Consider the following 23,189-nt stretch of genomic DNA (forward strand, 5'->3'; position numbering starts at 1 on the left):
AGCCTAGTGATGAGCCGTCTGAGTCGGATGAGCCTTCTGAGTCGGATGAGCCTAGTGATGAGCCGTCTGAGTCGGATAAGCCTTCTACGCCAGAGTCTGATGGTGAGAAGAATCCCTCTGACAAGCCTGAAAAGGGCACCACACCGCGGTGGATCTACCTGATTCCAGGTATTGGCTTGGGACAGATCATCAAGGATCACTTCGACCACAAGGATCATGGCAACCATGATGGTGGCAACGGTGAGCACACCGACGGCCACGATAGCGGCAATGGTCACGAGGCCAAGGAGCAGGATGCTCCTAAGGGTGGCAACCCTGACAGTGGACACGGCCGTGGCGTCGAGGTCCAGGGTCAGGAACCTGAAGAGACTGGCAACGCACTGCCATCCAACGCCGAGCGCGTTGAGATTAAGTCCGTACCGTCCGGCGCAACCGAGCTTGAGCCGGGTATGCAGGATTACATCAAGTAATCCGTAGCCATCGGTTGGGCCGCCCGTAGGGTGCCCAACCGGGGCTGAGACTTAAACACCAAAAAATCCCCTCCAGGGTGTGACTGCACACGCTGGAGGGGATTTGCATATAACCTGCACAAGGTAGACAAAACGAGGAAGTAGAGGAAGCTAGCTATGGGAGAGCACACTGAACCACAGCAGCCGGAAGACAATGGAATGTCGCAGTATCCGGCGAGTGGGGAAGAAGGGGGCGTCGGCAAGCGGGGCATGGGCCGTGGCAAGCTGATCGCTATTATCGCGGCCATCATTGTGGTGGCATTGGTCTTGTTGCAGGTAGTGCTGTACCTGGCGCGCGATGATGGGGATGAGGCTGGCTCGGCGCCGGAGACGGTGGCCAGCGAGAGTGCCCCTGAGGAATCTGGACCGAAGTCCGATGCTTTTGTGGATGATTCGGGCCAGCAGGAGCACGAGTATGATGCCGCGCCTGGTGAATTCAAGGGCTTTGACGGCATGTCCGTAGGCATCGACGGTGAGTACGCGGCCGTGGACCCCGTACAGGTCACGGACCAGGGCGTGCTGCTTCCGCCGCACGACGTCACCCGCGTGGGCTGGTACTCCGCCTCCGCTGTGCCGGGTGAACCGGGCAATGTGGGCTCGAGTGTGATTACCGGCCACATTAACTACCAGGGCCAGGGCACCGGTTATGCGGAGAAGTTCACCAAGCTGAAGAAGGACCAGGAATTCACCGTGGTCATTGACGGCCAGGAGCGTACCTTCCGCGTGACCGAAGCGCCGTACCGCCTGCCTAAGGGCTCCGGATTCCCGGACGTGGTTAATGATAAGGAGGGCGAGAATCGCCTGGTTCTCATTACCTGCGGCGGCCAGTTCGTTGGTGGCGCGCTGGGTTATGAGGACAACATCATTACCGTGGCGGAGCCGGTAGGCGAGCCAGAGCAGCCGGCCGAGCAACCGGCGGGGGAAGCACCGGCTGAGGCTCCTGCAGCCTAGGCTGAGCCTTCTAAGGCGTTCTGTGGAATTGCCCACAGGGCGCCTTTGCTTATCCGGCTTACCTGGCATGTAGGTGGTGGGGTTGAGGCCTAAATATGAAATAATTTAAGGCAGTAAACGCCGCTGCCTGCGGCTTAGAAGGAGCATTTTCATGGATAATCCAGGCGAGATCGCCGGTCATATTGGCACGCCGCTGACCAGCAATGCCACCAAGGTATTGCTGTTGGGCTCGGGCGAGCTGGGCAAGCAGCTGGCCATGTCCTTCCAGAACCTGGGCCTTGAGGTCCACGCGGTGGACTCGTATGCGGGCGCGCCGGCGCACCAGGTGGCGCAGTATAGCTACGTCGCCGATATCAAGGACGCCGGGCGCATCCTGCAGCTAGCGCAGGAGATTCAGCCGCATTTTGTGGTTCCGGAGGTAGAAACCGTTGCGGTAGAAGCGCTGGAGGAGATGGAAGCGCATAGCGACGCCATCGTGGTCCCCTCCGCCCGCGCCTGCGCCATGACGCAGGACCGCCAGTGCGTGCGCGAGGTGGCGGAGAATATCGGGCTGCCGGTTTCGGCATACCGCTTTGCCAGCTCTCTGGAAGAGTTGGAAGAAGCAGTGGGGGAGTTGGGCTTTCCGTGCATCATTAAGCCGGATGTGTCCACCTCCGGCAAGGGCCACATGATCGCGCGCGAAGAGGATGATGTGCGTACCGCGTGGGAGACCGTGCGGCGCGTGTCCTCGGATTCGCAGCGCGTGGTGGCCGAGCGTTTCGTGGACTTTGACCTTGAGGTCACCCTGTTGGCCATCCGTTCCATCGATCCAGCCACGGGCAAGTTGGCTACGTGGTTTAGCGAGCCTATCGGTCACCGCCATGAGCGCGGTGACCTCGTGGAGGAGTGGCAGCCTACCGGCATGAGCGAGATTGCGCTGGAAAACGCGCGCTCGGTGGCCGCCCGCATCTCCAATGAGCTGGGTGGGCGCGGCGTGTATTGCGTGGAGCTCTTCGTTGCGGGCGATGACGTGTACTTTTCCTCCGTGTCCCCGCGGCCCTCTGATACGGCGATGCTGACCTGCTACACGCAGCGTTTTTCCGCCTTTGACCTGCATGCGCGCGCGATTTTGGGCTACCCCATCGACGCCACCCTGGTTACCCCTGGCGCCAGCGTGGTCATCCACGCGGATGAGGAGCTAAATGAGGTGGCCTATACCGGCATCGCCGCGGCCCTCAATTACGCGGAAACGGACGTGAAGCTCTTTGGCAAGCCCGGGGCCTACAAGGGCCGTCGCATGGGCTTGGTGTCTGCCACCGCGGAAAGCGTGGAAGAGGCACGCGACCGCGCAGCACTAGCCGCGCACAAGATCGAGGTGACCTCCACGCCGGGCCTTGTGACCCAGGGCGGTGCGCGCGGCATCGAGCCGGAGGCGGATAACGTCCCCGATATAGAGGTCGTGGAGTACGAGGGCGGCGTGGAGCTTGACCCGAAGCTCGCCTCCGGCGTGGACGACGCCGACTAAGAAGCGGGGCGCAGCATCGGCTGGTGAGGGACTCCCTCGTCGTCGAATAGCTCGCCTACCGGAGTAAAACCAAAGCCGGCGTAATAGTCCACGAGGCCGGCCTGCGCCTCCAAATAGAGCGGCTGGCCCGGGTGCATGCGCTCGCCTAGGTCGACGGCCGCCTGGAAAAGTTCGCAGCCGAGGCCCGTGCCGCGCGCGGCGGGCGCGAGCGCGAAGCGGCCGATTTGGGCGCCGGCGGCGTCGGCAAGCGCGGCGTCAGTAGGTGCGACCGGAAAGACACGGGCCGTGCCGAGCAGCTCGTGGGAGTCCGTATCCCAGGCCAGCAGGTGCACGGTCTGGGGATCGGCGTCGGTGGCGTCAATCTCGGCGTACGGGCAGCGCTGCTCGTGCACAAAGACATCCACCCGCAGCTTGTAGAGCTGGTGGACGTCCAAGGCCGCCAGCTGCCCTAGGGGCGCGGCGGTAATGATGTGTGGCACGGGTTAGTCCTGTGGGCCGGCGTGCTTGACCATCTCGTCCCACTCGACGATCTTGATGCGCTCGCGGCCGTGCGGCTCACCGGCGGCGCGCTCGGCAGCATCCAGGCGGTGCCAGCCTTCCCAGGTGGTCACGGCGATATCGCGGGAGGCCAGGAAGTCCAGGATATCCTGCGGATCGCGCTTGGTGGCCGGCTCCAAGTCGCCGGCCTTGTAATCGGCGATGAGCATGGTGGTGGTGTCCTTGGCATCGGACTTGGTATTGCCGATGAGGCCTACTGGGCCGCGCTTAATCCAGCCGGTGGTGTAGAGGCCGGGGATCTTCTCGCCATCGACATTGGCTAGCACGTGGCCGCCGTCGTTGGGCATGGTGGCCTGGGTTTCGTCGAAAGGTACGCCGTCGACGGACTGCGGGTGGTAGCCCACTGCGCGGTAGACCGCCTGCACCGGCCACTCGGTGAACTTGCCGGTACCGGTTACAGTGCCATCGCCGTTGAGCTCGGTGCGCTCGGTCTTAATGGCGGTGACGTGGCCGTCCTCGCCCAGTACCTCTACCGGGGACTCGAAGAAGTGGATATAAAGCTTGTGCGGGGCATCGCCCGGCTCGCGCATGGCGTAGGACTCCAGCGTCTGGCACACCAGGTCAGTGGACTTGGCGGCGCGGCGGGCCTCTACAGAAGCCTCGTCATACTCGATGTCCTCAGGGTTGACGATGACCTCGATGGTCGGGGACTCGTCCAGCTCCTTAAGCTCCTTTGGCGTGTACTTAGCCTGCGCCGGGCCGCGACGGCCAAAGACGTGGACCTCCTTGGCGCGGTTCTTCTTCAGCGCTGCGTACACGTTATCCGGGATCTCAGTAACTAGCAGCTCATCTGCGGTCTTGGCCAAGATGCGGGAGACGTCGAGGGAAACATTGCCCACGCCGACGACGGCAACGGATTCTGCCGAGAGATCCCAATCGCGCTCGAAGTTGGGGTTGCCGTCATAAAAGCCCACAAACTCGCCTGCGCCATGGTTGCCCTTGAGATCCTCGCCTGGGATGCCCATGTGCTTATCGGCGGTGGCACCGGTGGCGAAGATGATGGCGTCATAATACTCGCGCATCTCCTCGACGGTGATGTCCTTGCCCACCTCGATATTGCCCAGGAAGCGGATCTCTTCCTTTTCCATAACGTTGTGCAGGGACTGCACAATGCCCTTAATACGCGGGTGATCCGGCGCCACGCCGTAGCGGATCAATCCAAACGGCGTCGGCATCTTTTCAAAAAGATCGATCTGCACATCGAGGTCGGATTTCACTAGAAGATCAGAGGCGTAGATGCCGGCCGGGCCGGAGCCGACCACGGCGACGCGCACAGGGGTAGTCATGTGTTGCAGGTGTCCTTTCTTTCGTTTTGCTGCATATTCTACGCGGTCACTATGCGATAAAAACCACAGCATTACTAACCCCAGTTTAGGGAGGTCACGATAGGGCATAGGAGGGGGTAAATCGCGTACAGTGGAATAGTCACCGCGTGTTAATAACTGTGACGTATGACATGAAGTTATGACGCGCGTTAATTGTGTTCAAGTGACCGTGAATGAAAGGTAATTTGCATGTCTGCATCCCATTCCGCAGTTATTAGCGCTATTGGCCGGGGCTTCGATGGCCTCGACGTGCCGGCCCTGGCACAAGAACTGGGCGCGGAGTTCATCCGCCTCGAAGACTTCGATGCTACCGTCAGCGCCGTCCTGGCTAACGCGCCTGCCGCCGAGAACATCGTGGCGCAGGGTACCGGCGATATCGCCTTCGATGCCGAGACAGCTGCTGCCCTCGGCCTGCCGCTGGCCATCATTTCCGGCGCCCCACAGCGCACCGGCGAGCTTGCCCAGCACAATGCGGAATCCCTGGGTGCCACCGTCGCTGGCATCTTCACCGACCTGGAAGCGGTTCCGGGCGCACTTGCCTCGCTTGGCGACGTCTCCCCGGTCATGTCCGCAGACCTCTTCCAGAAGCAGCTCATTGACCAGGCCCGCGCTGCAGGTGCACACATTGTCCTGCCAGAGGGCGACGATGACCGCATCCTCGAGGCCGCCCACGTGCTGCTGCGCGATAAGGTTGCCAAGCTGACCATCCTGGGCAACGAGGCCGATATCAAGGCCCGCGCCGCAGAGCTCAATCTCGACCTGGCTGGCGCCGATATCATCAACCACCTCGAGTCCCCACTGGCAGAGGAATTCGCCGCTGACTTTGCTGAGCTGCGCAAGAAGAAGGGCGTTACCCTCGAGCAGGCTCGCGAGACGATGCAGGACATCTCCTACTTCGCCACCATGATGGTGCACAAGGGCTTGGCCGATGGCATGGTCTCCGGCGCTGCTCACACCACCGCGCACACCATTAAGCCTTCCTTCCAGATCATCAAGACCAAGCCGAATGCCTCCGTGGTTTCTTCCATCTTCCTGATGGTTATGCGCGGCCGCCTGTGGGCCTTCGGCGACTGCGCCGTCAACCCGAACCCCACCGCCGAGCAGCTGGGCGAGATCGCCATCGTCTCCGCACAGACCGCCTCCCAGTTCGGCATCGACCCGCGTGTGGCCATGCTGTCCTACTCCTCCGGCACCTCCGGCTCCGGCCCGGACGTTGACCGTGCAGTGGCCGCCGTGGAGGCCGCCAAGAAGCTGGATTCCTCCGTCAAGGTGGATGGTCCGCTGCAGTTCGACGCCGCCTGCGATCCAGGCGTTGCGGTTAAGAAGATGCCGAATTCTGAGGTTGCCGGTCAGGCAAACGTCTTCGTCTTCCCGGATCTTGAGGCCGGCAATATTGGCTACAAGACGGCACAGCGCACCGGCGGCGCGCTCGCCGTGGGCCCGATCCTGCAGGGCCTGAACAAGCCGGTTAACGATCTGTCGCGTGGCGCGACCGTTCCGGACATCATCAACACCGTTGCAATCACCGCTATTCAGGCTGGAGAGAAATAAATGTCATACGTTCTGGTCCTTAACTCAGGCTCTTCCTCCGTTAAATTCCAGCTGGTCGATCCCGAGTCCAGCGCCACGGATACCCCGCTGGTCTCTGGCCTGGTCGAGCAGGTTGGCGAGCCCCTCGGCGCCGTCACCGTCAAGACCGGTGGCGAGAAGTACAAGGAAGAGCTGGAAATCCCTACTCACTCCTTCGGCCTTGAGCGCGCTTTTGCCATCATGAGCGAGCACAACGTTGGCCCGACCGACGTGGATGTTATCGCCGTTGGTCACCGTGTTGTTCACGGCGGCCGCCTCTTCTCCGAGCCACAGCTCATCGTGGACCAGATTGAGTCCATGATTGAAGACCTCATCCCGCTGGCTCCGCTGCACAACCCGGCCAACCTGGACGGCATCCGCGTGGCCCGCAAGATGCTGCCGGATATTCCGCACGTTGCCGTCTTCGATACCGCGTTCTTCAACACCCTGCCGCCGGCAGCTGCGCTGTATGCCATCAACAATGAGGTGGCATCCAAATACGATATCCGCCGCTACGGCTTCCACGGCACCTCTCACGAGTTCGTTTCCCAGCAGGTGCCAGGTCTCTTGGGCCGCGACCCGATGCACACCCACCAGATCACTCTTCACCTGGGCAACGGTGCTTCTGCTGCAGCCATCCGTAATGGCCGCGCCATCGATACCTCGATGGGCCTGACCCCGCTGGCTGGTCTGGCTATGGGTACCCGTTCCGGTGACATTGACCCGGGCATCATCTTCCACCTCGTCCGCCAGGCGGGCATGAGCGTGGATGAGATTGACAACCTGCTCAACAAGCAGTCCGGTGTCAAGGGCATCTCTGGCGTTAACGACTTCCGTACGCTGCGCGAGCGCATCGACAACGAGGACCAGGATGCTTGGCTGGCTTATAACATCTACATCCACCAGCTGCGCCGCTTCATCGGTTCCTACATGATTGCCCTGGGCCGCGTGGACGCCATCACCTTTACCGCCGGTGTGGGCGAGAACGATACCGAGGTTCGCCAGGATTCCCTGTACAACCTGGATATGTACGGCATCCACTTTGATAAGGAGCGCAACCTGGTCCGTTCCGACCAGCCGCGTATGATCTCCACCGAGGATTCCCCGGTCAAGGTCTTTGTCGTTCCGACCAACGAGGAGCTGGCTATCGCTCAGAAGTCCGCCGAAATCGCCGCAATGGCGCGTGAGGCTGGCCTCTACAAGTAAAGACTCTCACGTCCAGCTAGCGGCTGGACTTTGAACAAAGGGGCGTGTGGTTTAAAAGACCGCGCGCCCCTTCTTTAGTTTTCTGCGCCCTTTTGGCTGGTAGCAGGAAGGCGGGCTAAAAGGTGGTGACGGGGCGGACCTGGTTGGCTAGGTCAACGAGTGCGTAGCGGTGGCGGCTAAACGGTGCTTGGCGCGCGAGGGCGCGGAGTGTCTCGGAGAGACCTGTGCGCAGACCACGCTGGGTAAAGGCGTATTCGAAGAGATCGTTCGGTGAAGCGGCGCGGGAAAGATCGGCGTTGCGCAGGAAATTCAGGCCAGCGGAAATGACGGCGATCTTGATCTGCAGGAAGCGCGGCTCGTTGGTGGGCACCTCTTCGAGGCGTCGGGCAGCGCGGCGAATGCGGGATTCGGAAAGGTCCTGGACGATGAGCTGGAGGATCGTCGTCAAGCGGGCCATGCGGTAGTGGCGCGACGCATTGGGAACCTTGTCGAGGACCACGACGGCTACCTCCACTTGGCCCTCGGAGCGCAGCTGGCGGGCGAGGCCAAAGGAAGAGGAGACGGTGGTGGGGTTGGTAGACCACACGATCCCGTAGAGGCGCATGGAGTTAAAACGCAGCGCGGCCGGGTCCTCCGTGACGTGGTTCCAAATTTCGGGTTGGCCCTCAAAGGCGGAGGTGGGGAGATCCGCCAGGGTGGAGTGCATATTGGAGCAAGCACGGGCCACGGTGGGGTCAATGAGAGAGGTATCGCTGTAATCGAGCTGTTGCAGAATGAGCTCGTTGATGGCGGCGATGGCGAGCTTAGGGGCCGCCTCGCCCGGCAGGAGGTCGAGGACGGTAGAGAAGTATCTTTGGGCGTCGCGGTAGTCATCGTGAAGCAACTCAGTAATGCCTGCGTACCACTGGAAACGCCAGTCTTGGCCAAGGCGATCTTCGATGGAGCTTAGCCACTGGCGGGCCTGGCCGGTATAGCCCAGGTCAATCATGGAGCGGACCACGCCCAGCGGGATTTCGGCGGAGTGTTCATACTCAGGGGTCTGCATGGCCTGGCGGAGGGTCTCCAGGGCTTCCTGTGGCTCGGCATAGGAAGCACCCTGGAGGAGGCCGGCGCCCACATCGTCGCGGTCCAGCAGCGGGGTGGGCAGCGCGGAGACGACCTCGGGGGCAGTGATTTGGACGGTGCGATCGATGCCGTCGATAAGCTGGTCGGTGCGAAAGACCAGGTGTTTGGTGCCAAAAGTGGTACGTTGCGGCGAAAAAAGCGAGTGCTGGGACGGATATTGGAGGCCGTCGCGGATGGCAATGACCTCGCGCAGAACGCCGTAGAGCTGGGTGCGCAGCTCTTTGATGGAGGTAAAGCGGCGCTTTGGGTCCGGGTCGGTGGCGCGCTGCAACAGGCGGTACAGCGAGAGGAAGCGGCGCAGCTCCGGCTCCTCGGTGGGGGTAGGAATGCCCGGCAGATAGACGCCGTCCTCAGTAGGCAGCTTGAGGCAGAGCGCAGCCAGGGTACGGCCGATGGTGTAGATATCGCTGGCGATGGAGGGCCCTTCGGTGGCTACCTCTGGGGCCTGGTAACCCTTGGTGCCGTAAATATAGCCAAAGGCGCCGATTCCGGAAACCGCTCCCAAATCAATGAGCTTGACCTGGTCCTCGGTGACGATGATGTTATCGGGCTTAAGATCGTTGTAGACCACCCCGCGCGAATGCAGGTATTCCAGCGCAGGCAGGATTTCTAGGATATAGGCGATGGCGATATCAACCGGCAGGAGCTTATCGGGTTGCTTTTTGCGCCTGCTTCTTAGCGACGGCCCGCCAACGTACTCCATGACAATAAAGCCACCGGGTACTCGCTCGTCATCGATAAAGTTGAAAATCTTGACGATACCGGGGTGGGTAATATCCGCGAGAAACTCGCGTTCGGCCACCGCAGTGGCGGTTTCGTCGGCCGATTTTTGGGCCTGCATACCTTTGAGAACCACCACTCTTCCCGAGACAAAGTGGTCATTGGCCAGGTAGATCCATCCCATGCCGCCGTGGGCGATAACGCCCAGGATTTCGTACTGGCCGGCCACCATGTCGCCGGGCTGCAGCTGCGGCGGCGGGATCTTTTTGCCGGAGGTTTTCTCGGCCGGATCGATCAGGGCATCGGTAGGTTCGGACGGGGTGATAAAGGGCAGCCGCACCATGCCATCGGCCACGCGGCGCTCGGTGCGGTGGGTGCCGCGGCGCTCACGGAAGGTATCGAGCGCGCGGCGGCGCGAGCGTTGCGAGGAATCCTCTTGGGCCTTCTGGGCGCGCTGCTGTTCGCGTTGGGCGCGGATATTATCCAGATCCGCCAGAAGGCTGGAGATGTGGTCTGGGTCGATGGAACCATCGCCATCTTCATCGTCGTCCGCGAACGGATCGAAAGCCACAGCAGCGGTGCCGGTTTCCTCCCCGGACTCCTCGTCGGCGAAGGGGTCAAAGGCCACGGCCGCAGTGCCCTCTTCCTCTTCGTCCGCAAAGGGGTTGAAAGGAACGGCGGCGGTGGCGGGGCCATCGTCCAGCGCATCCGGCTCCTGCGCGGAATTGGCGGCATTGGTGGGCTGGCGGAAGGCGCGTTGGGTATCGAGGTTCTCCGGTTCGATGTACTCGAGCTCGTCGTCGCTAAAATTCGGGTTATGGCTCATGGCTTAGCGTCCTCCTCGATGTACTTGCCGGCCGGCAGGGTGGGCTCTTCCAAGTAGGCGCCGAGCCACTCCTCAAAGATTGCGGACCACGTGCCGTCGCGGCGGATGCGCTCGAGCGTGGAATTTACTTGGCGCAGCAGCGGGCGGGTGTCATGTTGCTTGCTGGGGCGGCGCACGGCCACGCCGTAGTTTTCGGTCTCTAGCGGCTCGCCCACGATGGACGTATAGGAGTCTTGGGCGGCCATGCCGGAGAGCAGGGCATCATCGACGACGATGCCGTCGGCCTGGTTAAGCTGCAGGGCCATCAGGCAATCGCCCCAGGAACGGGTAACCAAGATATCGGATTTGGGGGCGTGCTCGCGGATGGTATCCAGTGCGGTGGACGCGCCTACGCCGCATAGGGTCTTACCGGCGGCGTCTTTCACGGACCTAATGCCGGAATTGGTGAGCACCAGCATGCGGGTTTGGGTTCTCATATAGGGAATGGAAAAGGCCACGTCGCGCTCGCGTTCAGGGCTAATGGTCATGGTGCGCACAATCATGTCCACCGCGCCGGTATTGAGGGCATCGACGCGGTCGGAGGATTCCACGAAGCGGAAGTCCACCTTATTGGGATCGCCAAAGATATCGCGGGCAATCTCGCGGGCGATATCCACCTCGAAGCCGCGCACGTCGCCGGAGGCGGCATCGCGGTAGCTCATCAAGTTATTGGAACGATCCACGCCCACGATGAGGCGTCCGCGCTTGACGATGTCCGGCACCCGCTCCTTTGCCTTCTTATCATCCGGGCGGTAGCTGCCCTTGATTTCCTCATCAGAGGCGCGGTGAGCTGCGGTAGATCCGGCCTTTTCAATTTCCGCTCCTTCCGGCAGCGGCGGGCCTGGCCGGGAATCGAGGGCGTGCTCGGCGGGCGCCTCCAGCGGAGGGGCGGTGCGAACGTCGCAGGAGGTCAGTGGAAGCGCGGCGCAGACGCAGGCAAGCGTGGCGAGGGTAAGGCGTGTGCGGCGCATTAGAGGTACTCCTGCAGTCGCGGACGGATGCCCAGCCACACGGCAATAATGGCGCACAAGGTCAATAGGAACACGGCCGAGGACACCGCAGTCATAGCGGTCAGGCCGCGCTCCAAGTAGCTGCGCATGGCGATGCGCGCCTGGCCGATGAGATCCGAAAGCTCCGCGTCGAGCTCATCATAGGAACGCGCCGCGGTCATCTCGCCATCCTTGGGCTCGGTGGCCGTGGCCTGGTAGATGGCCTCGTCATAGTCGCCGTCCTTGAGCGCACCCATGAGCTTGTCGTGGGTACCGCGCCACTGCTCGGCGGCCGCCCGGGCACTATGGATGAGTTCTGGGTCGGTGACCTCCACGTCCTCATCATTGAGCGCTTCCTCATAATCCTCCAGGGCCGTTTCGATGGAGTTGATGGAGCTGGAAAAACGCACCATCGAATCCTCCTCGGAGGAGCGCAGCACCAGCGCCAGTGTCTCGGAGGTGCGCGCCTGCTGCGCCTCAATCCGCGAGGCCGTCAGCGAATCCCACGGGCGCGAGGCGGTTTCAAACCCCTGGTGGCCGGTGGACCATGTAGCCAGGTTGGATAGCGCCACCCAGGAGATAGCCAAGAAAAGCAGCACGCTGGCAGTTAAGAAGCCGCGGTTAAAACGCCGCCGGGTCTGGCGCCACAGCCACCATTGGGCCACGGCGAGGAAGAAGAGCGCCGCCAAGAGGCCGGAAAGCGGTACCCACTGCGGCGAGGTGAGCTTTTGCTGCTGCTGATTCACCTTGGCGGTGGTCAGCTGGAATAGCTCGGAGGCAGCCGGCAGGATACGCTCGCGCATGAGCGCCGAGGCATTGGACATATAGGAATTGGCCACCGCATTGCCCGCCCGGTGATTGGCGCGGGCCTTTTCCACCATTGCGGTATAGACGGGCAGCTCGCGTTGGATAAAGGTCACCAGCTCGCGCACGCGGCCATCTTCTTGGGTGGTACCCAGTACGGATTCGGTGGCCGCTACGGAAGCGGCATCGATGGCCTCGTTATAGCTATCGCGGTTGCGCTCCGATTCCACGCCGGCCTGCACAAAGCCGGTGGTGGCCACGGTATCGGCCACCGAGAGCGAACTATAAAGGTGGTGCGCCGCATTCGACATCGGCTCGGTGGTGCTCAGTAGCTCGTCCAAGTCGGAGTGGCGGGCGGCGGAAGACTGGGACATCGATAAGCCGGCGGCGCCCAGGGCTACGGTGAGAATGAGCGTGACCGTAAAAAGCTTGCCTGGGGTGGTGGAGGCGAAGTAGTAAAAGCGGCGCAGCAGGCGCGCCGGGCCCGCGAACCATTCCATGGCGCGGCTACTGAGCCCGCTGAAGGCCGGGCCGGTGGGCGCGGTAACCTCATCGAGCCAGTGATCGCTCGGGTGAGCGTGCTCATCGTGCACGCTTTCTGCCCGGACTGCCTGCTCGGTCATTCACTTAGAATAGCGCCCGCAGTGTGCTGGGCGCCACCATATACCCGCGTGTGTGGCTAGGATAGGCAGCATGCATAACCCTCACAGTGGAGACGGCTGGGCGGCAGGCCCCGGCGGCATTCGCGTCTGGGGAAAATTTGGTGCCGCCGGCCTGTTCCTCGTCGCCGGGCGCAAGGTGCTCCTCCAGCACCGCGCCGCGTGGACCAATCACGGCGATACCTGGGGGATTCCGGGTGGCGCCCGCGATTTTACGGAGACGCCCACCCAGGCCGCTCTGCGTGAAACTCATGAAGAATGCGCGATTGCACCCCAGGACGTAGAGGTGCTCGACGCGCGGGTAACGGCCGGGCCCTATCCCGCGGCGGGGGATCTGCCGGGGGAGTGGACCTACACCACCGTCCTAGCACGCACGCGCACTGGCGCACCGCTTCCTACTACAGCTAATGAAGAGTCCTATGAGCTGCGCTGGGTGCCTTTTGAGGAGGTAGAAAGCCTCCCCCTTCTGGCCGCTTTCCGTCACGCCTTTCCCACCCTGCGGGAGAGCGTGGAGGCATTGAACAGGTAAAGTTGCCGGATTTATGGCACGCTAGTGCCATGATCGAAGTAGAAGGACTGACTAAACAATATAAGTCTGTCCGCGCCGTTGATGATCTCACCTTTCAGGTAAAACCCGGCATGGTCACCGGGTTCCTGGGTCCCAATGGCGCGGGCAAATCCACCACCATGCGCATGATCCTGGGCTTGGATACTCCCACGGCCGGCAGAGCGCGCATCAACGGCAAGCACTACCACGAGCTGAAGGATCCCCTGCGTGAGGTAGGCGCCTTGCTCGATGCCAAAGCGGTGCACCGCAACCGCAGCGCCGCCAACCACCTGAAATGGATCGCGCAGTCCAACGGCATTTCTACTTCCCGCGTTGACGAGGTCTTGGGGCTGGTAGGGCTTTCCGACGTCGCCGGTAAGAAGGTCGGCGGCTTCTCCCTCGGCATGGGCCAGCGCCTGGGCCTAGCCGGCGCGCTGCTCGGTGACCCCGGCATCCTCATCCTGGACGAGCCGGTCAACGGCCTCGACCCAGAGGGCATCCGCTGGGTCCGCCAGCTCGTGCGCGCCCTAGCCGATGAAGGCCGCACCATTTTGATTTCCTCCCACCTCCTCTCGGAGATGTCTCAGACCGCCGATCACCTGGTGGTCATTGGTAAGGGCCGCTTGGTGGCTGACCAGCCCACCTATGACTTTGTGAAGGACCACTCGCAGTCCTCTGTGCTGGTGCGCTCCGACCATCTCGATGCCTTTAGCTCCGCGCTGCGTGCCGAGGGCATCGCCTTTACCGAATCCACCGACGAGGAAGGCCGCCCCCGCCTGGTGATTTCCAACCAGACCACGGACTTCGTGGGCCAGCTGGCCTACTCCACCGGGGTGCCGCTAAATGAGCTCAGCCTCAAGCGCGCCTCCTTGGAGGACGCTTTTATGGAGCTTACTGGCGACGCCGTCCAGTACCACGGCTCCACCGGCGCGCCTACCCCCGGAACCGCTGGCGCCGCCACTCCGTTCGCTCGACCCACCCAGCAGGAGGTTTAATTCGCCATGCTGAATACCTTGAAGTCCGAATGGACCAAGCTGCACACCACCCGCTCCTTCTGGTGGACCACCTTCATCTTCCTTTTCTTTGCCTGGGGTTGGGCCATCCTCAACGCTCGTTTGACTAAGCCGGCAGAAACCCCTGAAGAGGCAGCGATGGGCATGGGGGTTATCACCTCGGATGGTGCGGTGTCCTTCCTGTTGTTCCTCGGCCTGCCCGTGCTCATGATTCAGACCATCATGATCGTGACCACCGAGTACCGCTTTGGCACGCAGACCATTACGTTTATGGCTACCCCGCGCCGTTGGTCGGTGGCTTTGGTCAAGCTGCTCATGTACGCGGTCATCGCGGCCGCGCTGACCTTTATCGCCGTGGCGGGCGCCTACCTGCTCACCGAGCTTTTTGCCCACGATGAAGTAGCCGCGGAATTCCACCCTTGGGATGACGAGATGGGCCAAAAGCAGCTGTGGAAGTACCCCCTAGCCGCCGCGCTCCTTGTCCTCTTCGCACAAGGCCTAGGACTGCTGCTGCGCTCGACGGCTGGTGCCGTGGCTATCGGTCTCATCCTCTTCCTTGGCGTGGACAATCTCGTAGCCACCATCCCCAAGGTCGGCAGCAAGCTGGTTAACTTCATGCCGTTTAAGTCTTTCCAGTCGTGGCTGCTGGAAATGGAACCGGTTGACGCTCCGTGGAAGGAAAACTGGGGATTCTGCCTGGTATTTATTGCCTGGGCCCTTATCCTGTGGGTCCTCGGTGTCATCGTGCTGCAAAAGCGCGACGCCTAAGCTCCTGTAACGCACAGCACCGCCTCGGACGGCAGCTCATTGGCTGCCCACCGGGGCGGTTCTTTGTCTCTGCAGTTATTTCCGCTGCAGCTGCTGCAGCCGGTGCCCTCTTTATTGCAGCGCGGAGGTTAGGCGCATGACATTATCCACGTAGCGGCGAATAAATCCGCGCTCATTCCACTCTTCTAGGGTCAGCTCGTGGCATACAGCCCGGTAGTTGGACACCAGTTGGTTGAACTGGTCAATAAGGTCGCCCTTGGCCACCAACATGGTGGATTCATAGTTCAGGCCGAACGAGCGCGGGTCCATATTGGACGAGCCGAACATGCACAGCGGATCGCGGCCCGGATCATCTGGGTCGGTGATGATGAACTTGGAGTGCAGTACAAAGGGGTAGGGGAATTGGTAGATGTGCACGCCCGCCTCTAGTAGGGCCTGGTAGTAGGAGGATTGGGCGTGGTTGACCATAAACTGGTCCGCCTTTGCCGATACATAAAGTTCCACGTCCACGCCGCGATAGCAAGCGGTGGTCACGGCCTCCAGCAGGGATTCATCCGGGACGAAGTAGGGCGAGCACAGCACCAGACGGTCCTTGGCGTGGTGTACCAAGGAGTTGAACATGCGCAGGTTTGGCTCAGTGGTGTAACCAGGGCCGGAAGGGATTATCTGCAGGTGGTTGGCGTCGGCCGTCTGGGCGTCGTCATATGGCAGCTCATCCAGCGGCAGGTTCTCGTCCGCCTCGAGGTACCAATCCACGGCGAAGACCGCGGACATGGAGGTCACAATCGGGCCGGAAAGCTCCACCATGTAGTCAATCCAGTAGCGGTCCTTGGTCTTGTACTGGCGCTTAATCATATTCAGCGAACCAATAAAGCCGACCTTGCCATCGATGATGACCAGCTTGCGGTGATTGCGCAGGTCCGGGCGGCGGAATCGGCCCTTGTGCAGCTGGATGGGCAGCATGAGATGCCAGTCGACGCCTATCTCCGTAAGCCGCTTGCCCAACTTGAAGTAGCCCTTGTACTTGAAGCTGCCGATCTGATCCAAGAGCAAGCGCACCTTCACGCCGCGGGCGGTAGCCCTGCGCAGCGATTCAAAGAAGACGTCCGTGGTCTCATCCCAAGACTGGATGTAGATCTCGATGGATACGTACTTCTCGGCGCGGTCAATAGCGGCGGCAATGGCGCGAATGGACTCGTCATAATCCGCGTGCAGGCCAAGATTGTGCCCCACTAACGCTGGGAACCCAGTGAGCTCGCGGTTAAGCCGAATAACCGACTCTACTTCCGCCGAAAGGAGGCCCTGCGGATGATCCGGGGTGCGGGCTGTGACGTTTTCAATCTTCTCATTGGCTTCTTGCTGGATGCGGTGGCGACGCCGGTTGATATACGGCGAGCCCATGAGCAAAAACAGCGGCAGGCCGATAAACGGCAGCACCAGAATAGCCAATAGCCACGCGGTGGAACTGGAAGGCCGACGGCCCTCGGGCACGAAACCAACGGCAATGATCTTGATGCCGTAATCAAGGATCAGGAATACGAGCTGCCAGAAGCTGAGATCAAGAGACCAAGACATTTAACGCACGGAATTGAAATCGGGCAGATTGTAATCTGCGAGAAGCGGACAGTGATCGGAGGTTTTATCGCCGGCGCGCTCGACCATGTCTACTTGCGCGCCGGTCACGTGCTGGGCAAGCGGGGCTGAAGCCAACTGGAAGTCGATGCGCATGCCCTCGTTCCTTTGGAAGCGCATGCCCTTGTAATCGAAGTAGGTATAGCGCTGGTCCTCCGTGAACCGGCGGGTAACCTCCTCGAGGCCTGCTTCTTCCAGCATCTGGAACGCGGCGCGCTCTGGCTCGGTGACATGCGTCTTGCCGCGGAATGCCTCAATATCCCACACGTCTTCATCGCGCGGGGCAATATTGAAATCACCGGTCATAAGCAGCTTGGACTGCGCATGATTTTCCGCATAGCGCGCCAAGTGATAGAGAAAGTCCAGCTTGTAGTCATAATGGCGATCCGTGATCTCGCGGCCGTTGGGCACGTAGAGAGACCAGATTTCTACGCCACGGATGCGGGCTCCCAGTGCTCGAGCCTCGCGGTCCTGCGGCTTCTCCGGATCCTTGGCAAATCCCGGCTGGCCCGGAAAGCCGACCACGACCTCCTCGGGCTCTTCCTTGGACACAATGGCCACGCCGTTCCACTGGTTGAGCCCGTGGCAGGTGACGTGCAGGCCCGCCTCTTCGAAGGCCTCGCGTGGAAACTTATCGTCTTTCACCTTAGTTTCTTGCAGGCACAAAACATCGATGTCGTGCTTGGAGATAAGGTCCAGCGCCCGCTGTGTGCGGGTACGAACGGAGTTAATATTCCACGTGGCGATGCGCATGCCACATAGGTTACCTGCCCGCTGCAGCGAGGTCAGCGGGCAGTCCCATAAGGCTCACTACCCAGCCCACAAGGAATCTGCGGGCAGCCCCATAAGGCTCACTACCCAGCCCACGACGAATCAGCGGGCAGTCCCATAAGGCTCACCTCCCAGACCGGAGGTCCACAACGCGGAGCCTAGTCGCGCAGGCGGGCGAAGATGCGGCGGTGCTGCTCGATGAAGCCGAGCTTCTCCGCCAGCCGCACGCCTGCGGTATTGGAAGCCGGGACGGTGAGGTAGGCGTGTTCGGCGCCGTTGTCGCGGCCCCAGTGCAGCAGGTGCTGGAGCGCGAGCGCTCCGTATCCGTGGCGGCGGAAGTCCTCGGCCACTTCGATGGAAGAAAGACCCAGCCACGTGGTGCCATCGCCGGATTCGCTCAGGGTGCCGCGGGCAATGGCGACGGTCTCGCCATCGAGGACTAGGCGGCCAAAGCCGCGTGTTCCCTCGAGGTGAGCGCCAAGGCTCTGCAACGCCTCGGCAGGAAGGGCATCGGTGCGGGATTGATACATCGCCAGCCACTCGTCGTCGGGCTGGGCGGTGAGGTGGAAGGTGGGGGAGGTAGAGGAGGCGTCGGTAAGCGTGGGCAGATCCCGCAGGACCATAGCGAGGCTCTCTGGTTCGGCCTCCCAGGCGGGGTCGGCGAGCAGGCGCTCAGCCGGCTTGCCAATGCGCTCCGGGACTAGCAGGCGCACCGGAAGGTCGTGGCGGGCGTAGAAGGCCTTAATCTCCTCCAGTGGCACTGGCGTAAAACCGGCCGAAGGCCCCACGGGCACGGCCGAGTTGGAGTGGCCGGAAACCCCGTCGCTCGCGCGCAACAGCCAAGAACCATCGCTGGTCCAGGCGTGGTCTGTGCCGGGGAAGGCCGAGGCCGCGGCAACCTCCACGGCGCGGATATCGGAATTGCGGACCATGCGCGGGGAAAGGCGCTTAATGATCTTCAGCTGCTCCGGCGGGATCTCCACCGCCTCTAGGTCGGAAGGGTAGCCGCCGACCTCTTGTGGGCGAATGACCAGCGGGTCGAGGCTGAGTACGTGACCGATGACATCGCTATGGACGCCGCCGAAGTCGCGCCGAGCCACCACGCGCTCGCCCACTTGGACGGCATCGGAGCGGAAAATGCGAGACATTAGTCGTCGTGGCCGAAGGGATCGGCGTCCTCACCCGGTACCCAGGAATAGCCCGGCTCAGTCCAACCATTGCGCTTGATGGCTTTTTTGGCCTGGCGCTTATAGCGGCCGATGAGGGTATCGGTGTAGAGGAAGCCATCGAGGTGGCCGGTCTCGTGCTGCAGGCAGCGGGCGAAAAAGCCATAGCCCTCGACGGCAATGTCATTACCGTTCTCGTCCTTGCCGGTCACGCGCGCCCAGTCGGCGCGGCCGGTGGGAAAGCCCTCGCCCGGCACGGAGAGGCAGCCCTCGTCATCGGAGCCGTCGTCGGCAGGCATGGTCTCTGGGATCTCGGAGGTCTCCAGCACGGGGTTAATAACGCAGCCCTTGCGCATGCCCGCCTCCTCGGACGGCAGCTCGGTGCCATTGGGGCCGTCCGTATCGGGGCAGTGGTAGACAAAGAGGCGCTTGCCGATTCCTACCTGGTTAGCGGCCAAACCTACGCCATGGGCGGCGTCCATGGTTTCATACATGTCTGCAATGAGCTGCTGCATTTCCGGGGTGGAAATCTCGGATTCTTCCACCGGCTGGGTGGGTTCATGAAGCACGGTCTCGCCGTGGATAACGATGGGGCGAATAGTCATGCCTTACAGTTTAGGCATGAACCCCTTGTCTGACCTAGACGCCGCCATTTTGGACTTCGAGGAAACCGCGCCGCGCAGCATCGGCCGCAAGGAAGAGGCTATCCGCGCGCAGCTGGACATCTCCCCGGTGCGCTACCACCAGCGTCTTAACCTGCTTCTCGACGCCCCCGCGGCCGCCCAATCCCATCCCCTCCTGGTTGCACGGCTGCGTCGGCTGCGCGAAGAACGGGAAAACACGCGGCGCGCCGCGCGGGGAAATCCCCCATCTAGTTAATGCTGGGTACTAGTGTTGCGTATGTGACTAATGTGAATCCGGAAAATTCAACCGACAAGGTATCCGACGAAACCCGCGCCGGCTCCGCTGCCGGTGCGTCCGCTTCCCGCGCAGCTAAGCGCCCCGCTGGTGGCGGCGCGCACGCTAAGAAGGGCGGGCTGCCGCTGCGTGGCCTGGCTATGGTCCTCATCGCCGTGGCCGTCATGCTTGGCCTTTGGGCTTTGTACTCCATGACTTCGGGAGACGATGATTCCACCGTTGCCTCCGAGAGCAAGCAGGAAAACTCCACCGGTTCCACCATCGGTGCCGCGCCCGAAGGTTCTGCTGGCCCCGACGCCGCAGGCTCCCGTGCCCCTGGCGCTTCCGAAGGTGCTAGCGCCCCTGCCCCCGCACCGGCGCCCGCACCAGGTGAAGGCGATGCTGCAGGCGACTCGGCCGCGTCCGGCGCTGCCGATGAGGGGGTCGCGGCTGAGGGAGATGCCTCCGCAGGTGAAGAAAACGCCCACTCCGCTGCGCGCGACCGCAACGATATTAAGGTCAGCGTTCTCAATAACTCCGGCGAGGTAGACAAGGCCAAGAAGGAAGCCGATTCCCTCAAGGGCGGAGGCTTCAAGGTTGGCTACGTGGGTAACCTGCCGGGCGATGTCCTCACCGTTCCAAAGACCACCGTCTTCTTCCCAGAAGGTGATACCTCCGCTGAAGCGCTGGCTAAGGAAGTAGCCGCTCGCTACCAGGCTGATGTCGCCCCGATGAATCGCGACCTGCCTAAGGAAGCAACCGATGACGGTGCCGTCGTCGTCGCTCTGGCGGTACCGCAGGCCTAAGCAAGCTGCGCACCTGATTTAGAGTCCAAGGCCATCCGGCCGAAGAGCAAGCACCATAGTTCTTCGGCCGAACGCCTTGGACTTTTGTGATCTGAACGTTTCCGCGCCCGCACGTTCGCCGGTGTGAACAGGTTAAATAAAATTCACGCTTTAATACCTGTCACCCGTTAAGCTGAATGGGTGAAGATCCCGGCAGAACAATTCGCCCGCTCTCCCGAACCAACGCTCGGCGTGGAATGGGAGGTGGCGCTCGTGGACCGCGATACGCGCGACCTTGTCCCGCGCGGCGCAGAACTCATTGACCTCGCCACTGCAGCCCACCCCGAGATTCATCTGGAAAAGGAATTCCTCCAGAACACGGTGGAGCTGGTCACCGGCATCTGCCATACCGTGCCGGAAGCCATCGCTGATCTGAACACTTCCCTGAAAGCAGTGGAAGAAGCAGCCGACAAGCTGGGCATAGACGTCTGGGCCTCTGGCGGCCACCCGTTTACGGACTTCCGGAAGAACCCGCTTTCGGATAAACCCAGCTATCAGGAAATCATCGCGCGCACCCAGTACTGGGGCAAGCAGATGCTGCTATGGGGTACGCACGTGCACGTGGGCGTTAGCCACGAGGACCGCGTATGGCCCATCATCAATGCGCTAATGACCAAGTACCCCCACCTGCTAGCCATTTCTGCGTGCTCGCCTGGGTGGGAGGGCCTTGATACCGGCTATGCCTCCAACCGCACCATGCTGTACCAACAGCTGCCCACCGCAGGCATGCCGTACCAATTCCGGGATTGGGCCGAGTGGCAGTCCTATATGCGCGACCAAGCCATTTCCGGAGTTATCAATCACACCGGTTCCATGCACTTTGATATTCGGCCGGCGTCCAAGTGGGGCACGGTGGAGGTGCGCGTCTCTGATGCGACGTCCAACCTGCGCGAGCTCTCCGCCATCGTGGCGCTTACTCACTGCTTGGTGGTCTATTACGACCGGCTTATCGACGCCGCGGAGCCCCTCCCCATCCTGCAGCCCTGGCACGTAGCAGAAAATAAATGGCGCGGTGCCCGCTACGGCATGGACGCACTGGTGATTACCTCCCGCGAGACCGATGAGGCCTGGGTCAAAGACGAGCTAGCAGAGATGGTGGACGAGCTTACTCCCATCGCGCGCGAGCTGGGATGCGTCAACGAGCTCAAACTCATCCACGAAATTATCGATGGCGGCGCCGGCTATGAGCGGCAGCGCCGCCTCTTCAAAGAATCCGGCAGCTGGCGCGAGGTGGTCGAGGAGACCTGCCGCGAGCTGCACACCTTCCGCCCGCTCTAAACCCGTGGCCTTAATCCTCGGGGCGCGAGTGGCGCCCGTAGGCCGGGGTATCGGGGATATCGGTGATGTCCTGGGTCGCGGGAAACGCGCGGGTTTCGAATTCTACCGCAGGCAATTCTGCAGTCACATGGCTGATAGCGCGCGCCGTTCTCGGATGCCCCTCACGGTTCGTGTCCTCGGCATTAAATGAGTGCGCTGGGCGTACCGCGGTTTCCGCAGTAGCGGGCTCGGGCTGTGCAGGCAGCTGATGGCGGCCCGGGGCGGGCGCTTCCTCGGCCGGCTGGGTGCCAGGAAAAAAGCCCCACACCGCATAGAAGGCGATATAGAGGACGCCGGCACCTGTAAATGTCAGCATGCCCCACGGCTGCAAATCCCAGTGGTTGAGTGAGCGGCTGGCCGCAGAAAGCCATACGGCTGCAGAAATAAACGGCGTCGTTACGGCGCACATTGCGAGCACAGAAACCAGCCCTGAAAACTGCGCGCCGAGGAATCCAGTCAGACGCTTGCCCAGCGCCTGGTTGACAGAGACCATCACCACGACGGCCAGCGGCACCGTCCACACCCAGTGGTGATACCAGGAAAAGGGCGAGACCAGGCAGGAACTGATCCCGGTGAGAGCGAGCGCGGCCGATTTATTGCGGTGCTTCATTGCGGTGCGCAGCCCCAGGCAGGTCAGCACGAAAACCACGGCCACCGCGGCAAGCCAGATCCAGCCGCCATCGATGCCCCAAGCGCGAACCATGACGGAGCGGATGGACTGCGCACCGGGATTGGTGTGCTCGCCCACGCGGGAGGAATTGAAGATGGCATCGGTCCAAAAATCGGCGGCATCCGGGATGGTCACGAAACCAATGGCCACGGTCACCGCGAAAGTAAGGATGGCGATGATTGCTTGCCACCAGCGCTTCTGGAAGAGCAAGACCAGACCCATATAGGCCGGGGTGAGCTTCATACCCGCGGCCAAACCAATACCGATGCCCGGCAAAGCGCGCTTGCGGGGGAGGATGTCCAAGGCCACCAGCAGCATCAAAAAGATGTTGATCTGGCCAAAGAATAAGGTGCCGTGTACCGGTTCATTGGCTGGGGTGCAGCACACCAGCAGGATGCCGAGCAACCAGATTGCCGGGGAGAGCTTGAGACCGCGCTCGCGCAGGACCAGCATAATAACCGTGAACAAGGCGAGGGCGGTGCCGCCCTGCCAGAGGAGGATCAAGGGGGCGTCGGCAAGCGAGGAAAGCCACGTGAAAAGCGTGCCGGAAAAGGGCGGATAGGTAAAAGGCAAGTCGCCAATATAGGCGTTATCGTACAAGTCCGCGCCCTCGGCTACCTCACCGCCGGCGAGCCAATAAATCTTCAGGTCCAAGGGCACACGCCACACAAAGGCACTATTGCCATCGTAGATACTAAAGCGGTAGACGATGACGCCGATAAGAGCGGCGAGCAAAGCCACCACAGTGGGAAGCCCATAAAGCTTTTTCACGGTGAAAA

Annotated in this window: 20 protein-coding genes and 1 pseudogene; 11 read left to right on the forward strand and 10 right to left on the reverse strand. The window is 61.7% G+C overall.

Annotation, left to right across the window (positions count from 1 at the left end; genetic code table 11):
- The 3 genes and pseudogenes from QP915_RS06890 to purT all read left to right on the forward strand — a co-directional run.
- Positions 1-470: pseudogene (locus QP915_RS06890) on the forward strand (hypothetical protein); the annotation flags it as partial.
- A 156-nt stretch (positions 471-626) separates the two neighbouring features.
- Complete coding sequence (locus QP915_RS06895) at positions 627-1,460, forward strand: class F sortase (RefSeq protein ID WP_284768796.1); 834 nt, start codon at positions 627-629, stop codon at positions 1,458-1,460.
- A gap of 151 nt (positions 1,461-1,611) precedes the next feature.
- On the forward strand, positions 1,612-2,964 hold the full coding sequence (gene purT, locus QP915_RS06900) for a formate-dependent phosphoribosylglycinamide formyltransferase (protein WP_284768797.1): 1,353 nt from the start codon (positions 1,612-1,614) through the stop codon (positions 2,962-2,964).
- Here the strand turns inward: purT and QP915_RS06905 are convergent.
- Both QP915_RS06905 and QP915_RS06910 read right to left on the reverse strand, forming a co-directional pair.
- Entirely contained in the window at positions 2,961-3,443 is a 483-nt protein-coding gene (locus QP915_RS06905; RefSeq protein WP_284768798.1) for a GNAT family N-acetyltransferase, read from the reverse strand. The two genes, purT and QP915_RS06905, sit on opposite strands and share 4 nt — an antisense overlap.
- Positions 3,444-3,446: 3 nt before the next feature.
- On the reverse strand, positions 3,447-4,808 hold the full coding sequence (locus QP915_RS06910) for an FAD-dependent oxidoreductase (protein ID WP_284768799.1): 1,362 nt from the start codon (positions 4,806-4,808) through the stop codon (positions 3,447-3,449).
- A gap of 228 nt (positions 4,809-5,036) precedes the next feature.
- Here QP915_RS06910 and pta point away from each other — a divergent pair, with 228 nt between their 5' ends.
- Positions 5,037-6,398: a phosphate acetyltransferase gene (pta, locus tag QP915_RS06915; protein ID WP_284768800.1), complete on the forward strand. Its 1,362-nt coding sequence runs from the start codon at positions 5,037-5,039 to the stop codon at positions 6,396-6,398.
- Positions 6,399-7,622, forward strand: coding sequence for an acetate kinase (locus QP915_RS06920; protein ID WP_005325574.1), 1,224 nt, complete (start codon positions 6,399-6,401; stop codon positions 7,620-7,622).
- A gap of 115 nt (positions 7,623-7,737) precedes the next feature.
- Here the strand turns inward: QP915_RS06920 and QP915_RS06925 are convergent, their stop codons facing one another.
- From QP915_RS06925 to QP915_RS06935, 3 genes are read right to left on the reverse strand one after another with little or no spacing between them, the layout of a single operon-like run.
- Positions 7,738-10,293, reverse strand: coding sequence for a serine/threonine protein kinase (locus QP915_RS06925; protein WP_284768801.1), 2,556 nt, complete (start codon positions 10,291-10,293; stop codon positions 7,738-7,740).
- Entirely contained in the window at positions 10,290-11,303 is a 1,014-nt protein-coding gene (locus QP915_RS06930; protein WP_284768802.1) for a glutamate ABC transporter substrate-binding protein, read from the reverse strand. The genes QP915_RS06925 and QP915_RS06930 overlap by 4 nt, the downstream gene beginning before the upstream one ends.
- Positions 11,303-12,748, reverse strand: a complete 1,446-nt coding sequence (locus QP915_RS06935) for a GlnX family signal transduction membrane protein (protein WP_284768803.1) — start codon at positions 12,746-12,748, stop codon at positions 11,303-11,305. Before QP915_RS06935 ends, QP915_RS06930 begins: the two co-directional genes overlap by 1 nt.
- Positions 12,749-12,818: 70 nt before the next feature.
- Here QP915_RS06935 and QP915_RS06940 point away from each other — a divergent pair, with 70 nt between their 5' ends.
- The 3 genes from QP915_RS06940 to QP915_RS06950 are packed head-to-tail and all read left to right on the forward strand — an operon-like array spanning position 12,819 to position 15,112.
- Positions 12,819-13,313 carry an NUDIX domain-containing protein gene (locus tag QP915_RS06940; protein ID WP_005329848.1) on the forward strand — a complete coding sequence of 165 codons (495 nt, stop codon included), beginning with the start codon at positions 12,819-12,821 and terminating at the stop codon, positions 13,311-13,313.
- A 29-nt stretch (positions 13,314-13,342) separates the two neighbouring features.
- Complete coding sequence (locus QP915_RS06945; protein ID WP_284768804.1) at positions 13,343-14,326, forward strand: ABC transporter ATP-binding protein; 984 nt, start codon at positions 13,343-13,345, stop codon at positions 14,324-14,326.
- A 6-nt stretch (positions 14,327-14,332) separates the two neighbouring features.
- Complete coding sequence (locus tag QP915_RS06950; protein WP_284768805.1) at positions 14,333-15,112, forward strand: ABC-2 transporter permease family protein; 780 nt, start codon at positions 14,333-14,335, stop codon at positions 15,110-15,112.
- Between the two features lie 111 nt (positions 15,113-15,223).
- On the opposite strand, the gene cls is transcribed toward QP915_RS06950, so the two are convergent.
- The 4 genes from cls to QP915_RS06970 all read right to left on the reverse strand — a co-directional run bounded on the left by cls (position 15,224) and on the right by QP915_RS06970 (position 19,286).
- Positions 15,224-16,687, reverse strand: a complete 1,464-nt coding sequence (cls, locus tag QP915_RS06955) for a cardiolipin synthase (RefSeq protein ID WP_284768806.1) — start codon at positions 16,685-16,687, stop codon at positions 15,224-15,226.
- The gene (locus QP915_RS06960; RefSeq protein WP_284768807.1) at positions 16,688-17,497 is read right to left on the reverse strand and encodes an exodeoxyribonuclease III; all 810 of its coding nucleotides are present in this window, start codon (positions 17,495-17,497) and stop codon (positions 16,688-16,690) included. It lies immediately after the preceding gene.
- A 176-nt stretch (positions 17,498-17,673) separates the two neighbouring features.
- Complete coding sequence (locus QP915_RS06965; protein WP_284768808.1) at positions 17,674-18,663, reverse strand: N-acetylglutamate synthase, CG3035 family; 990 nt, start codon at positions 18,661-18,663, stop codon at positions 17,674-17,676.
- The gene (locus QP915_RS06970; RefSeq protein WP_284768809.1) at positions 18,663-19,286 is read right to left on the reverse strand and encodes a peptide deformylase; all 624 of its coding nucleotides are present in this window, start codon (positions 19,284-19,286) and stop codon (positions 18,663-18,665) included. The genes QP915_RS06965 and QP915_RS06970 overlap by 1 nt, the downstream gene beginning before the upstream one ends.
- On the opposite strand from QP915_RS06970, the gene QP915_RS06975 reads away from it, so the two are divergent.
- The 3 genes from QP915_RS06975 to QP915_RS06985 all read left to right on the forward strand — a co-directional run bounded on the left by QP915_RS06975 (position 19,285) and on the right by QP915_RS06985 (position 21,701).
- On the forward strand, positions 19,285-19,560 hold the full coding sequence (locus tag QP915_RS06975) for a DUF3263 domain-containing protein (RefSeq protein ID WP_284768810.1): 276 nt from the start codon (positions 19,285-19,287) through the stop codon (positions 19,558-19,560). The two genes, QP915_RS06970 and QP915_RS06975, sit on opposite strands and share 2 nt — an antisense overlap.
- A gap of 23 nt (positions 19,561-19,583) precedes the next feature.
- Positions 19,584-20,384, forward strand: coding sequence for a LytR C-terminal domain-containing protein (locus tag QP915_RS06980; RefSeq protein ID WP_284768811.1), 801 nt, complete (start codon positions 19,584-19,586; stop codon positions 20,382-20,384).
- A 180-nt stretch (positions 20,385-20,564) separates the two neighbouring features.
- Positions 20,565-21,701 (forward strand): glutamate--cysteine ligase, encoded by a 1,137-nt coding sequence (locus QP915_RS06985; RefSeq protein ID WP_284768812.1) that lies wholly within the window; start codon positions 20,565-20,567, stop codon positions 21,699-21,701.
- Between the two features lie 10 nt (positions 21,702-21,711).
- Here QP915_RS06985 and QP915_RS06990 read toward each other — a convergent pair whose 3' ends face one another.
- Positions 21,712-23,181, reverse strand: a complete 1,470-nt coding sequence (locus QP915_RS06990; protein ID WP_284768813.1) for a glycosyltransferase 87 family protein — start codon at positions 23,179-23,181, stop codon at positions 21,712-21,714.
- Positions 23,182-23,189 lie beyond the last annotated feature (8 nt).

The organism is Corynebacterium sp. MSK158 (genome assembly GCF_030229085.1).
GTDB lineage: Bacteria > Actinomycetota > Actinomycetes > Mycobacteriales > Mycobacteriaceae > Corynebacterium.

What these genes read in the sequence shown, in the direction of transcription:
- QP915_RS06920 (WP_005325574.1), top strand. Translation starts at nt 6,399, where the DNA reads ATGTCATACGTTCTGGTCCTTAACTCAGGCTCTTCCTCCGTTAAATTC.
- cls (WP_284768806.1), bottom strand. Translation starts at nt 16,687, where the DNA reads ATGTCTTGGTCTCTTGATCTCAGCTTCTGGCAGCTCGTATTCCTGATC.
- QP915_RS06950 (WP_284768805.1), top strand. Translation starts at nt 14,333, where the DNA reads ATGCTGAATACCTTGAAGTCCGAATGGACCAAGCTGCACACCACCCGC.
- purT (WP_284768797.1), top strand. Translation starts at nt 1,612, where the DNA reads ATGGATAATCCAGGCGAGATCGCCGGTCATATTGGCACGCCGCTGACC.
- QP915_RS06945 (WP_284768804.1), top strand. Translation starts at nt 13,343, where the DNA reads ATGATCGAAGTAGAAGGACTGACTAAACAATATAAGTCTGTCCGCGCC.
- QP915_RS06975 (WP_284768810.1), top strand. Translation starts at nt 19,285, where the DNA reads ATGCCTTACAGTTTAGGCATGAACCCCTTGTCTGACCTAGACGCCGCC.
- QP915_RS06935 (WP_284768803.1), bottom strand. Translation starts at nt 12,748, where the DNA reads ATGACCGAGCAGGCAGTCCGGGCAGAAAGCGTGCACGATGAGCACGCT.
- pta (WP_284768800.1), top strand. Translation starts at nt 5,037, where the DNA reads ATGTCTGCATCCCATTCCGCAGTTATTAGCGCTATTGGCCGGGGCTTC.
- QP915_RS06925 (WP_284768801.1), bottom strand. Translation starts at nt 10,293, where the DNA reads ATGAGCCATAACCCGAATTTTAGCGACGACGAGCTCGAGTACATCGAA.
- QP915_RS06930 (WP_284768802.1), bottom strand. Translation starts at nt 11,303, where the DNA reads ATGCGCCGCACACGCCTTACCCTCGCCACGCTTGCCTGCGTCTGCGCC.
- QP915_RS06910 (WP_284768799.1), bottom strand. Translation starts at nt 4,808, where the DNA reads ATGACTACCCCTGTGCGCGTCGCCGTGGTCGGCTCCGGCCCGGCCGGC.
- QP915_RS06895 (WP_284768796.1), top strand. Translation starts at nt 627, where the DNA reads ATGGGAGAGCACACTGAACCACAGCAGCCGGAAGACAATGGAATGTCG.
- QP915_RS06970 (WP_284768809.1), bottom strand. Translation starts at nt 19,286, where the DNA reads ATGACTATTCGCCCCATCGTTATCCACGGCGAGACCGTGCTTCATGAA.
- QP915_RS06965 (WP_284768808.1), bottom strand. Translation starts at nt 18,663, where the DNA reads ATGTCTCGCATTTTCCGCTCCGATGCCGTCCAAGTGGGCGAGCGCGTG.
- QP915_RS06960 (WP_284768807.1), bottom strand. Translation starts at nt 17,497, where the DNA reads ATGCGCATCGCCACGTGGAATATTAACTCCGTTCGTACCCGCACACAG.
- QP915_RS06940 (WP_005329848.1), top strand. Translation starts at nt 12,819, where the DNA reads ATGCATAACCCTCACAGTGGAGACGGCTGGGCGGCAGGCCCCGGCGGC.